Below are 12,858 nucleotides of genomic sequence, written 5' to 3'. Positions count from 1 at the left end.
CATCGACTCATTGCAATCGGTGATCGAGTGATGGTCGAACAGCAAGGGGCTGACGCGCATGATGATCAAACGGTGCATGTCGCGGAAGGCGTGGGACCTTCCCTTCCTCGCGGTACCCGGTGAAGTAGCTGCACTGCGACGGATCGTGCGAACACACCTGAAGTTATGGGGGCTTTCTGATCTCGTCGGTGCGGCACAGATCTGCGTGACCGAACTCGTCGCCAACGTCATCAGGCACGTAGGTGTCGGCACTCCGACGACCCTGGCTCTTGTCATGAACGGCACTGACCTGCGTATTGAGGTTCACGACCCCGACAGGAGTGCGTTGCCCACGTTGCTGAACGTGCCTAAGACAGCCGAGTCCGGTCGGGGGCTGACCTTGGTCACAGCGGTATCGGATCGATGGGGCGTGATCCCGACCGAGACCGGTAAGACAACCTGGTGCGAGCTCGGCACTGATCTCAGCCACACAGATGGCCATGTCGCTAGCCCTCAAGTCCACCGTGCAGATGCGGTACTTACGCTCTACGACCAGGCAGGCGCCAGTGCGGCAGCGACGCGAAGGGAGCTGGTAGGGGCCGAGGAGGCCGCGATCACTCTCATCGCGGACCTCCTCCACTGGTTCCATGCGCATGGGCAGGACCCTGACACCGCATTGGACCGAGCGCAGATGTATTTCGAGTCACGGGGCAATGCGGTCGGTTGAGCGAACGGGGAGGCTACCCCGCTGCGATGGCCGAGTAGGTCCAGACATCGGCGGGCAGTTCATGCTGTAGCCGCCAGACGATCCCCATGGGCTTACTGCCTTCGTGAGACTCGTACTCGGCGGGACCGAGCAACATCCATGGCTGTGGGCCACCTATGTCTGTCTTCTTGTAGCGCCGGACGAAGAGCAGGACATGTGATCCGCGCTCCTGGTGATGCTGATAACGCTGTCCAGTGGAGGACGCTTCCGACGTCTGGTTCTGTGACTCCCAGTGGAACCGGACCGGGCTCATGGCGTAGTCCTTGTAGCGGGTCTGCGGTGAGAAGTCCTTGTTGTCCTTCTCCAGGGTGATCAGCAGCGCATCGGTTTGCATGTCCTCACACCACTTCACCCCTTCACGAAAGTGTCCCGGCAGGAAGCCGTTGACGTCTGCCTGGCGAAGGGCGGGCAGGATCTCTTCTCGGCTGTACGAGGCGTGGATGGTCAGCGGGACACCACTGTGCTCGCCGAGGAGCGGAATGGGGTAGTGGTCGGTGTGTTCCGCGTTGTAGGCGAGAACTTGCCGCAGCTCGTTTCGGAATGCGCTCTGCTTGCGCAAGGAATCAAATCCATCCGCGTAGCTGGAGAAGCCCCCACCGAGAGGCCAGACGGAGAAGAAGAGCATACGTGCGTACGCTTGATCCGTTGCGTTGAGTTCGGCGTAGTCGGGTGCATTGTCGGCCAGCATGCGTTGATACGCCTGTACCCGCTGTTTGTCGTCCACGTGGAGAAAGGCTGACACGCGCTTGAGGAGCTGCTCCTCGCCCTCGGGTGCCTCCTCGGTGAGGAGGCTGGCCCTCCTCAGGAGGCGGGTCCATGAGTTATTGGCACGATAGAGCTCCTTCAACTCTCGGCGGCTCTCTCGCAGATATGCATCAAGACACGGCTCGGCGTAGGCAGCGACCTCTTGGGTCAACTGCCGTACGTTGACGTTGATCTGGCTCCTGATGTTGTCCAAGATCCGCCGCTTCGATTTGCGGTCCAGGATGATCTGGCAGCCAGAGGGGAGCTGAGGGAAGTCGTGCTCCATATTCTCGGTAAGCCGGTTGCGCGTGAAGTTGGTCAGCGCGCGGAACTGCTCCTCGAAGCGGAATTCCTTGCGGTGTTGGCCGATGAAGTCAAGGACCGTGAGCACGGCCTTGTCCGGTGTGCGGCGTAGGCCACGTCCAAGTTGCTGGAGGAATACGGTGGCACTAGACGTGGGCCGCAGCAAGAGGAGCGTGTCCACGTCGGGGATGTCAAGGCCCTCGTTGAAGAGGTCAACGGAAAAGAGGATCTGCACCCGCCCATCGCGGAGTTCTGCAAGGGCCTGGGCGCGCTCTGTGGCGGAGGAGGATCCATCGAGGGCTTCGGCTTTGATCCCGGCCTGACGGAAGAAGTCCGCCATGAAGCGGGCGTGTGCTACGGAGACGCAGAAGCCGAGTGCCTGCATGGCGCCTGGGTCTGTCACCTTCTCTTCCACGGCCTTCACGATGAGCCGGGCGCGGGCGTGGTTCCCCGTGTAGAGCTGGTTGAGCTCGCTCATGACGTAGGACCCCTGCTTCCAGGTGAGTCCATCGAGGTCGGTGTTGTCGGCAATCCCGAAGTAGTGAAAGGGGCTTAGGAGTTCATTCTCCAATGCCTCCCAGAGTCGCATCTCCGCAGCGATATGGCCGTCGAAGAACTCATCCTGAACGTTTTTTCCGTCCATGCGCTCGGGTATGGCCGTCAGGCCGAGGAGTTCGTTCGGTTCAAAATGGTCAATGATGCGTCGATAGGTCGGTGAGACGCCGTGATGAAACTCGTCAATGACCACAACATCGAATTGATCAGGAGCGAAACGCTCTGGGGAGTGGGCATTGAGGGATTGGACGCTAGCGAAGACATGTGTCCAGTCCTCGGGGACTTCGCCGCCCACCATAAGCTCACCGAAATTCGCATCGTTCAGCACATGCTGGTAGGTGCGCAGTGACTGCTCGAGTATCTCCTGTCGATGGGCCACGAAAAGAAGGCTTGGGCGCCGACCTCGGTTTGCCCTAACGAGAGACTTGTAGTCAAGGGCTGCCATGACCGTCTTGCCGGTGCCGGTCGCGGCGACGAGCAAGTTACGGTGACGGTCGTGGATCTCACGCTCGATGGCAAGCCGTTCGAGCATATCTTCTTGGTGAGGATATGGACGCACCTCAAGACCGGCGAGGCTGATGGTCTGGGTGTCGGTCTGCCGTTTCCCGCTAGCTAGTGAGAGGGCCTCGAGAAGCCGGGCGCCGTCGCTATCTGGGGCATACGTTTCAAAGGTGGGGTCGCTCCAGTAGGAATCAAACGTTGCCTCAAACTTCTTCATCACGGCGGGAGTCGCTATCGAGGAGAGTCGTACGTTCCATTCCAAGCCATCGAGAAGAGCAGCCTTCGAAAGGTTAGAACTCCCCACGTATGCGGTGTCATAGCCGCTGTTGCGACGGAAGAGCCATGCCTTCGCATGGAGACGCGTGGACCGCACCTCGTAGTTGACCTTGACCTCGGCATGGAACTCCCTGACCAGCCGATCCAGGGCACGACGCTCGGTCGCCCCGATGTAGGTGGTGGTGATGACGCGGATCGGCACCCCTCGATCGCGAGCGGCTTTGAGTGACTCTTCCAGAACGCGGAGGCCATGCCATTTCACAAACGCGCACAGCAGATCCACGCGGTCGGCGGTCGCCAGCTCGGCCCGCAGCTCAAAGCCGAGGTTGGGATCTTCGGGGGAGTTGGTGATGAGGGCCGTCTCGGAGAGCGGCGTTGCAGGGCGCACGCTGTAGACGCCGGGTGCCTCTTGTGCGGCGATGGCGATCAACTGCCGCGGTCCGTCCGCGATGAGGTCAACCCACTGCTTGGCTCCGTCGGAGGTGCTGATCGATTCGAGGATGCGGTTCGCAGCGATGAGTTGCTCATCGTGCGGCAGGGTCGTGAAGACCTGCTGGACGGTATCTGCGATGTGTCGAGCCAACACATGGGGCGAGGAGTGCTCGCCGACCCCTTGCTCGATGATCTTCCAGCCGTCGGGATCTAACGCCTTGAGTTGGTGCTCGATGCGATCGGTGATGAGACGCTCATAGAGGCCCGGTACGGGACTTGCGGGGTCTTTGAAGGCATCGGCCATGCAGCAACTCCTCGTTTCACTCATTCATGTGTCGTTCTATCAGCGGTGTCCGACAGTCCTCAGGTAGATCGATCGGGGACCCTGTCGGGTGTACACACACCATGACCGTATGTGATCAATTAAGTTGCTGTCCGACCGTTCATGCATAGTTCTTGAGCACGGACATACGTGGTCTGCTCCTTGAGATTGCCCTCACCTACGACGCAGGGAAGGGGACGTCATCAGGGGTGCGTGCGCAAGATCTGCTGCGTGCCGCAAGGGCTGAGTGGGCGCCTCTCCTGCCAGGAGGCTTCGAGGCGGAAGGCAATGGAGGAAGCGGCGGCGCCAGCCGGACACCCTGGATCGGCGTCTATGACCCAGCCATCACCCGGGACCCGAAGCAGGGGCTCTACCTTGCCTACATCTTTGCGGCCGACCTTGCGACGGTGACGTTGACTCTCCAGCAGGGCGTGACGTCACTCAAGGGCAAGCTCGGCGAGGGGGAGAAGCGCCGCACTTATCTGCTGAGCAGGGCCAAGACATTGCAGGAGGGGCTCCCGAAGAGCCTGAGAGCAGGATGGAAAGACCGCCCCGAGTTCAGGTGCAAGCTATCGCGGGCGCTGTCCTATGAAGCGGGAAGTGTGGCGGCTCGGACCTACAGCACGGCCGCCATGCCGACGGAGACCAGTCTCCGTGAGGACCTGTGGCACATGGCCGAACTCCTTCAGCACGCTGCCTCCGTAGAGAAGTTGCTCAAGGACGAGGAGACGTCGGAAGGGCTTCGTACGACCGGCTTTGTCTCCGATCCCCAAGCTGAGTTCAAGGGACTCGACGGCTTTCGTCCCAAGGACGGCAGCGACTATGTAGCGCACATCGCTCAGCGCACGATCACGGTCAGGCGGGACCACGAGAACCTGATCGATGGCTTCGGTCGATACATCGAGCCGCGAGGGTTCGTTCCGATCACTGACCAGATGCATCCCAAGGACCTCGTGCTCCGGCGAGACGGTACGGAGTGGCTGGTGGAGGCCAAGACCGTCAAGCGTGGCAACCCCACCAGGGCCGTGCGTGAAGCGCTGAGTCAGCTCTTTGAGTACAGCCATTTCCTCTACGCCCAGCGGGGGCACCCCGAGCCGCAGCTGCTGGGGCTCTTCACCGAGGACATCGAGGTGTACGCCCCTTACCTCGAAGAGCGCGGCATTGCGTCCATCTGGAAGACGGTGGAGGGCTGGGCGGGTTCGCCCATGGCTGTGGCATGGGGCATGGTCGACATGCAGTAACGATCCGCCGCAGGACACCTGTGGGCAGCTACTTCCGCCCGGAAGTAACTGCCCACAGGTGTCAGGAAACGTCACCGCAGGGCGCTCAGCTTCTGCCAAGCCGTGTACGAGAGGTTCCAGTCGCCGATGCCGTTGCCGGTGGCGACGGTTTCGCGGGTGGAGCCGGTGACCTCGACGACATCGCCGCGGGTGGCGCGGTTGTAGAACCACTTGCCGTCGGCTTCGGACATGCCGACGCAGCCGTGGGACATGTTGACGCGGCCGAAGTAGCCGCGGCCCTCGTTCCAGGGGGCGGCGTGGGCGTAGGTGCCGGAGGTGGTGAGGTGGACGGCCCAGGGGACGTCCTTGTTGTAGGGGTCGGCTATGCCGACGGAGTCGCTGGTCATATGGACCATGGGGGCCTTGTCGAGGACGACCATCTTGCCGTTCCAGGTGGGGTAGGAGGGCTGGCCGGCGGAGATGGGGATGGACTTCTGCTGCGTGCCGTCCTCGAAGACGGTCATGGTGTGCTTGTTGAGGTCGACCTTGGATACGCGGGCGGTGCCGATCGTGAAGGTGCTGGAGACATCGCGGCGGAGGTAGCGGGAGTCACCGGTGTCCACGCCGCTGAGGCGGGCGCGGAGGGTGACCTTGGTGCCCTTGTGCCAGTAGGTCTTGGGGCGCCAGTCGACGCGCTCGGTGCCGGTGAGGGGGTCCTTGGTCCAGCCCCAGGAGCCCTCGGTCTTGGGTGAGGTGGACACGGAGAGCTGGCGCTCGACCGCGGCCTTGTCGGTGACCGGGTGGTCGAAGGCCACCGAGACGGGCTGGCCGACGCCGACGGTGGTGTTGTTGGAGGGGGTGACGGTGACGCCGTTGACCTGCTGGGCGGCACGGGTGCGGAAGGTGGAGTGCTGAGTGGCGGTGCGGCCCGCGGCGTTGGCGGCGGTGGCCTCGACGGTGTAGGTGGTGCCCGGCGTCATGGGGCGGTTGGAGCGCCAGCTGTTCTTGTCGGAGGAGAGCGAGCCGGTCACCGAGACGGCCTGGGAGCCCGCGCCGTCGGGCGTGATGCGGACCTTGGTGATGGTGCCGTGGGAGGCGGTCACCTTGACCTTGGCGTCGGGGGCTATCGCCGCGGAGTCGCTGTTCGGCGTGATGGATATCCGGGCGGGCCTGGCCTTGGCCGGGTCCACCGTGTCGGACGAGCCGGAGCAGGCGGCGAGGAGGACGACGGCGAGCGAGGGCACCGCGGCGATGCGGAGTGAGCGTACGGAGATCAAAGCAAACCTCTTATGGGTGTTGTGGGAAGTGTGAGTCAGCAACGCCGCTGCGCTTCCTCGGGGTTGCGCTCGTGAAGACGGGGAGAAGGGGAGAAGCGGACGCTGAGAGGGTTGGACCGTCGGCGCGAGGCCGACATGCAGGAGACTGACGGGCCTCGGTATGACCGGTGGCCAGGCCCGCCGAGGCCGGCGGCCCGGGAGGACGGCGACCTCGGCGTCCCAGGGCGTTGGTACGCCCTGCGCGGACCGCTATGGGGCGCTGGAGTGCCGGGTGTACGGGGCCACGGTCTGCCGGGCGGAGGTGTGCCCGGCCGGGCCCGGGCTCGCCTGGAGATCGTGCGGGAAGACCTTCGTGGTCTGGCGCGGCCGAGAGGGCGAAGGGGGATCCGGCCCCCGCCGGGGGAGTCGACGGGCTTCCCGCGGCGCAGGGCATGGATCAGCGCCGTCCGGTCCGGGGCGGGATCGAGGAGGTCGGCGGGCGGGCCGTGCCGGAAGCGGGCCCGCATCCGGTTACGGGCATGGCGCCAGGAGCTGACGGCCGGCCGCGGGGCGACCGTACGGACCCACGGGACGGGATCGCCTTCGGCGGTCAGCCGGTCCCAGCGCTGCCCGGCGCGGTCAGATGCCGCCGCGTGGACCGCGGACACCAGCCGCTCCGCCGTGGCCGCGGAGAACTGGTCGAAATCCGGCTGTGTCGGTGGATGTGATGGTCGTGATCGATGTGTTGGTGCCGACATGTGTCCCCCGCGCCCCCCGCGTGCTCCCCGCTTCTACTAAGAAGCACGTCTGAAAGGGGCGGAAGGTTACACATGACTTTGCGGACCCCCGGATCCATACGGAACGGACCGGGTCGGGCGGGCCTGCGGAACATACGGCGGACCGGCGGCCTGCGGTGCGCCCGGCGGCGTCCGCCCTCCGTAAGGCGGCTGGCCCGGGTACGGCGTCTGCCCCCCGTACGCCGGCTGCCCGCCGGGCTGGGCCCCGTACGGCCCCTGTCCCCCGTACGCCGGCGGCCCCCCGTACCCGTACCCGTAGCCGTATCCGGCGGCTCCGTACCCGGCGGCCCCGTGGCCCCCGTACGGCGCCGCGGGCCAGAACGGCGCGGGCACCGCCCCCGGCACCGGCCGGGGCACCGGGCGCGGTCGCCGGATCGGCACCGTCAGCGCCGCGTGCGCCAACGCCGGCTGTGCCACCTCCCGCCGCTCCCACAGGCGGTCCAGCAGCTCCCTCTCCTGGGCGGTGAACTCCGGCCCCGCCGTACCCCGGTGGGCCCGCCGCCGCAGGAAGGCCAGGGAGGTCGCGACGGCGGTGTACTCGGCGACCGTACGGGCCGCCGCCGCGCCACGGGTACGGCGCGCGAGGTCACGGGCTATGCCGCGGGCCCGCATCGACCCCAGGGCGACCGGTTCGGGCGGGGTGAGCCAGCCCGCCGCCTGGTACGCGCAGAGCTGTTCCCGTACGGCGCGCAGCTCCTTGCCGCGGGACCAGATCGTGAGCCAGGTCAGCAGCCCGAAGACCGGCACCATGAACAGGGCGTAGACGGTGATGAATCCGTACCCCCCGAGCGTCGCCGAGCCGTTCCACACGCCGTGCAGCACCATCGCCGCCAGCAGCGCCGCGATCGGCACCAGGACGCGGCGGGCGCGCTGATGGCGTGCGGCGGCCGCGGCGATGCCGAAGCCCACACCGGTCATGGCGGTGAAGAGGGGGTGCGCGAAGGGGGAGACCACACCGCGGATGAAGAAGGTCGCCGCGGTGGTGGACCGTATCCCGGAGTAGCCGAACTCCTGGTCGCTGACGAAGGCCGAGCCGAGATAGAGGATGTTCTCGGTGAAGGCGAACCCGGTGGCGGTGATTCCGGCCACAACAACGCCGTCCGCGATCCCGTTGAAGTCGCGGCGGCGGAAGAGGAAGAGCAGCAGTACGGCGGCCGCCTTGGCGCTCTCCTCCACGAACGGGGCGACGAGGGTGGCGCCCCAGGTGTCGGCGTCGGCCCGGCGGGAGGCGGACGAGGAGTCGATGGTGGTCATCAGCCACTCGGTCGCGAAACCGTTGGCGATCAGCGCGACCAGCGTCGCGGCGCACGCTCCCCAGGCGAACGCGAACAGGAGGTTCCGCCAGGGCTTCGGCTCGACGCGGTCCACCCAGCGGAACGCCGCGACGATCAGCGGTACGGGCAGTACGGCGAGGCCGAGCCCCACCAGGAACCCCTTGGTGCCGGTCTGCTCGCGCACCAGCGCCAGGATGACCAGCCCGGAGACGGAGAGCAGCAGCACCAGCGCGGTGGCGCGCAGCGACTTGTTGTCCCAGAGGCTGCCGAGGCGGCCGTGTCTGCCCCACAGACCGCGGCGCGGCGGATGCGGCCAGCCCTCCGGAGCGTTGGCTCCGTCGAACCAGGGCTGCCGGCCGTACGCCGCGTCATAGGCCGGGTCGTACGGCCGGTCGGCCGGCGCCGCGGGCGGCGGCTCGGGTGGCTGCTGAGGGGGCGGGGACTGATGCACTCAACCGACCCTAACGAAAGGGGGAGTGGCGGACTGAGGGATTATGCCCATCCCCTTGGGGTCGTCATGTGTCGTTGCGACGGAAGATCAGGTCGTGGACCGGATGCCCCTTGTCCAGCCCCTGGCCCTCGAACTTGGTGAGCGGGCGGAAGTCCGGGCGGGGGCTGTAGCCGCCGTCGGACCGGGTGTTGTCGAAGGCGGGGCTCGCGGTGAGGACCTCGAGCATCTGCTCGGCGTACGGCTCCCAGTCGGTCGCGCAGTGCAGCAGCGCGCCGGGCTTCAGCCGGGTGGCGGCGAGCTCGATGAACTCGGGCTGGATCAGCCGCCGCTTGTGGTGCCGCTTCTTCGGCCAGGGGTCGGGGAAGAAGACGCGCAGCCCGGAGAGGGCGGCGGGCGCCAGCATCTCGCGCAGCAGAATGATCGCGTCGCCGTTGGCGACCCGGATGTTGGTCAGGCCGTTCCGCTCCGCGAGCGCGAGCAGATTGCCCTGGCCGGGGGTGTGGACATCGGCGGCGAGGATGCCGGTGGCGGGGTCGGCGGCGGCCATCTGCGCGGTGGCCTCGCCCATGCCGAAGCCGATCTCCAGCACGACGGGGAGATCGGAGTCCCCGGCCCCCTCGGTGTGGAACAGCTCACCGAGGTCGATACGGCGCAGTCCGTCGATGTCCAGGCCCCACTGCGGCCACAGGCGGCGCAGCGCCTCGCCCTGGCCGACGGTGACGCGGCCGCGACGGGGGCGGAAGGAACGGATCCGGCGCTCGTGGTGCGAGCCCGCCGGATCGGCGACGGGGCCGCCGGGGAACATCGGCTCGCCGCGGTCGCGGGGCGTCGGTACGGTGCCTGGCTCCGCGGGGGCTTCGGGGGCAGTGGGGTTCTCGGACACAGTGCTTCCGATTCTACGGGCGGGGCTTCCACGGGCGGGGCGCGACGGGGCGGGGGCCCGGAGCCCCGGCCCCTTCGGCGGAGCCCGGGGGCGGGTCCGGGGCCGTTCGGCCGTCGAGCGGGGGCGCGACGGGAGCCCCGTACCGAGGCCCGGACGGGATGTGCGCGTCATCACACCAGCCCGGCGGGTCAGCACACGGGCCTGGCCCAGGGCCGTAGGGGCCACAACCTTGGGCCGTCCCCAGCGCCCACAGCCTCTCCGCGCACAGGGTCACAGCCCGTCGCCCGCACAGACGGCACTCGGCCCCGCCCCGTCACCCGGTCCGCAGCGTGTCCAGCACCCGCCGGGCCACCTCGCGCCCGATCGGCAGCGAGGCCGTCGCCGCCGGAGAGGGTGCGTTGAGCACATGGACGACGCGGGGCGACTCCGAGATCAGGAAGTCGTCCACCAGCGTGCCGTCGCGCAGCACCGCCTGGGCGCGCACCCCCGCCGGGGCCGCCGTCAGGTCGTCGGCGGTCACGTCCGGCAGCAGCCTGCGGACGGCGTCGGTGAAGGCGCGCTTGGACAGGGAGCGGTGCAGCTCACCCGCCCCGTACCGCCAGTGGCGGCGGGCTATCCGCCAGGAGCCCGGGTAGGCCAGGGTGGCCGCCAGCTCCCCCGGGCGCACCGTGTGCCAGGCGTAGCCCTCCTTGGCGAGGGCGGGCACCGCATTGGGCCCGACGTGGACGCCGCCGTCGATGCCGCGGGTCAGATGGACGCCGAGGAACGGGAACGCCGGGTCGGGCACGGGGTACACCAGGCCGTTGACCAGGGACGCGCGGTCGGGCACCAGCTCGTAGTACTCACCCCGGAAGGGCACGATCCGCATCCCGGGGTCGTCACCGGCCAGCCGGGCGATCCGGTCGCACTGCAACCCCGCGCAGTTGACCAGAGCGCGGGCGCGCAGCACCGTGCCGTCCGCCGTGCGCACCGCGACCGCCGACGAACGCCGCCCGATGGTGCGCACCTCGGCCCCGTACCGCACGGAGGCGTCCGCGTCCTGCGCGAGGCGGGCCAGCCGGGCCGCGACCGCTCCGAAGTCGCACACGCCCGTGCTGCCCACATGGATCGCCGCCAGGCCCCGCACCCACGGCTCGTACTCCGCGATCTGGGCGGGGCCCAGCTCGCGCACCGGAATGCCGTTCTCCCGGCCGCGCTGGACCAGGGCGTGCAGCCGTGGCAGCTCCGACCGCTCGGTGGCGACGATCAGCTTGCCGGTCACCTCGTGGGCGATGCCGTGCTCGGCGCAGAACTTCACCATCTCCGCCGCGCCGCGCACCGCGAACCGCGCCTTCAGCGACCCCGGCCGGTAGTAGATACCGCTGTGGATCACGCCGCTGTTCCGCCCGGTCTGGTGGCGGGCCGGACCGGCCTCCTTCTCCAGCACGGTCACCCGGGTGCCGGGCGCGGCGCGCGTGAGCGCGTACGCCGTCGACAGGCCGACGATGCCGCCCCCGATCACCAGCACGTCGCAGTCCAACGCCGTCACGTCATGCACCTCCCCACACGCCGCACCGTCCAGTCCCCCGACCGTCGATCCCTATCATGACCTGCGCCACTGACATCGGCCGGAAACCCGAACCCGGGCCCTGGACCGGCTCACGCCGGTGTCACCAGCAGCGGCCGGGCCTGCTCGCGCAGCTCGGCGACGCGTGGTTCGTCCCGATATGCCTCGAGGCGGTTCATCAGGTCGCGTACGTACTCCGTGGTGCGGGCGGAGGAGATGCGGTGGGCGACCTCCACGGCGCGGGCGCCGGCCGCGCAGGCCGCGTCCAGGTTCCCGGACTCCAGTTCGGCCACGGCGGAGACGACGAGCCGCAGCCCGTGGGAGCGTACGAACTCCTCCGTCGGCCGGGCGAGCGCCTGCTCGGTGAAGCGCCGCACCTGGCGCGGCAGCCGGAGGTCGCGGTAGCACTCGGCGGCGTCGGCGGCGAACCGCTCATGGCTGTAGAAGTCGAGCCAGGAGGGGTCGGAGTCGCCCGCCCGCGCACGCTCCAGCCAGCCCTCGGCGGACTTCAGTGCCGCCCCGCAGGCGGGTCCGTCGCCGGACTTGGCCTGGGCGCGGGCCTCGACGAGGCGGAAGAAGCTCATGGTGCGGGCGGTGGCCAGGCCGCGGTTGCGCTCCAGGGCGGCCTGGGCGAGGTCCACGCCCTCGTCGGCGAAGCCTCTGTAGGTGGCCTGAAGACTCATGGACGCCAGGACATAGCCGCCCAGGGGGACGTCGGCGGCGGCACGCGCCAGGCGCAGCGCCTGGATGTAGTACCGCTGCGCGGCCTCCTGTTGGCCGGTGTCGAAGGCCATCCACCCGGCGAGCCGGGTCAGTTCGGCGGTGGCGCCGAAGAGCGAGCGGCCGACCTCGTCGCTGTACGAGCCGAGCAGCAGCGGTGCCGCGTCCACCCGCAGGCACTCGGGAACCATGGACGAACGCCAGTCCCCGCCGCCGTACTTGGAGTCCCAGCGGCGCGCGTCCTCGGCGGCCTCGCGCAGCTTGGTGACGTCACTGTGGCCGACGCGCTGCGGTAATGCCTCGGAGCCGCCGCCGTTGGTGGCGCTCGGCACGGTCTCGGCGTCCTTGGGCTCGCGCGCCACCGAGCTGTCGGCGGGAGATATGAGCCAGCGGGACGCGGGTGTGGCGTATGCGCTGACGGCGAAGGAACCGGCCAGACTCTGCCAGATACCGACACCTCCGCGCCGACCCGCGAGATCCAGCCGGTACAACTCGGTCGCGGAGCGGACGGCCTGGCCGATGTCGCGCGGGAAGGCGAGGCCCACTTCGGGAGCCGGATCGGCATCGGCCAGACCGATCTCGTGCAGCGGGACGGGGCGGCCGAGTTTGCTGCCGATCGCAGCAGCAATCAGATGGGGCGCGGCGCCCTGGGGAACCATGCCCTTGGACACCCAGCGCGCCACGGACGTCTTGTCGTAGCGCAGCGTCAGGCCGCGCTGGGCGCCGAGGTCGTTGACTCTGCGCGCGAGCCCGGCATTGCTGATCCCAGCGAGGGCGAGAACGGTGCCGAGCTTTTCGTTCGGCCCGCGTGGCTCCCTGGACATGCGCACCCC

8 protein-coding genes are annotated in these 12,858 nt (G+C 68.1%); 2 read left to right on the top strand and 6 right to left on the bottom strand.

Annotation, left to right across the window (positions count from 1 at the left end):
- The first annotated feature begins 58 nt into the window (after positions 1-58).
- The gene (locus HUT19_RS18560) at positions 59-706 is read left to right on the top strand and encodes an ATP-binding protein (protein WP_176181565.1); all 648 of its coding nucleotides are present in this window, start codon (positions 59-61) and stop codon (positions 704-706) included.
- Positions 707-719: 13 nt separating this feature from the next.
- Here HUT19_RS18560 and HUT19_RS18555 read toward each other — a convergent pair whose 3' ends face one another.
- A complete protein-coding gene (locus HUT19_RS18555; protein WP_176181564.1) occupies positions 720-3,860 on the bottom strand; it encodes a DUF3427 domain-containing protein in 3,141 nt (1,046 codons plus the stop codon).
- A 152-nt stretch (positions 3,861-4,012) separates the two neighbouring features.
- On the opposite strand from HUT19_RS18555, the gene HUT19_RS18550 reads away from it, so the two are divergent.
- A complete protein-coding gene (locus tag HUT19_RS18550; protein WP_176181563.1) occupies positions 4,013-5,119 on the top strand; it encodes a DUF3578 domain-containing protein in 1,107 nt (368 codons plus the stop codon).
- Between the two features lie 71 nt (positions 5,120-5,190).
- On the opposite strand, the gene HUT19_RS18545 is transcribed toward HUT19_RS18550, so the two are convergent.
- The 5 genes from HUT19_RS18545 to HUT19_RS18525 form a co-directional block, all read right to left on the bottom strand.
- Entirely contained in the window at positions 5,191-6,375 is a 1,185-nt protein-coding gene (locus HUT19_RS18545; RefSeq protein ID WP_176181562.1) for an Ig-like domain-containing protein, read from the bottom strand.
- Positions 6,376-7,178: 803 nt separating this feature from the next.
- Positions 7,179-8,876: a PrsW family intramembrane metalloprotease gene (locus HUT19_RS18540; RefSeq protein ID WP_176181561.1), complete on the bottom strand. Its 1,698-nt coding sequence runs from the start codon at positions 8,874-8,876 to the stop codon at positions 7,179-7,181.
- Positions 8,877-8,940: 64 nt separating this feature from the next.
- The gene (gene trmB, locus HUT19_RS18535; RefSeq protein WP_254885639.1) at positions 8,941-9,759 is read right to left on the bottom strand and encodes a tRNA (guanosine(46)-N7)-methyltransferase TrmB; all 819 of its coding nucleotides are present in this window, start codon (positions 9,757-9,759) and stop codon (positions 8,941-8,943) included.
- Positions 9,760-10,072: 313 nt separating this feature from the next.
- On the bottom strand, positions 10,073-11,287 hold the full coding sequence (lhgO, locus tag HUT19_RS18530) for an L-2-hydroxyglutarate oxidase (RefSeq protein ID WP_176181560.1): 1,215 nt from the start codon (positions 11,285-11,287) through the stop codon (positions 10,073-10,075).
- 110 nt (positions 11,288-11,397) lie between these two features.
- On the bottom strand, positions 11,398-12,849 hold the full coding sequence (locus HUT19_RS18525) for an MFS transporter (protein WP_176181559.1): 1,452 nt from the start codon (positions 12,847-12,849) through the stop codon (positions 11,398-11,400).
- Positions 12,850-12,858 lie beyond the last annotated feature (9 nt).

The organism is Streptomyces sp. NA02950 (genome assembly GCF_013364155.1).
GTDB lineage: Bacteria > Actinomycetota > Actinomycetes > Streptomycetales > Streptomycetaceae > Streptomyces.
The sequence above is the reverse complement of the archived record's forward strand: the minus strand, read 5'-3'. Positions and strand labels throughout refer to the sequence as shown.

Coding starts and splice junctions, on each gene's coding strand:
- HUT19_RS18560 (WP_176181565.1), top strand. CDS start 59: ATGATGATCAAACGGTGCATGTCGCGGAAGGCGTGGGACCTTCCCTTC.
- HUT19_RS18555 (WP_176181564.1), bottom strand. CDS start 3,860: ATGGCCGATGCCTTCAAAGACCCCGCAAGTCCCGTACCGGGCCTCTAT.
- HUT19_RS18525 (WP_176181559.1), bottom strand. CDS start 12,849: ATGTCCAGGGAGCCACGCGGGCCGAACGAAAAGCTCGGCACCGTTCTC.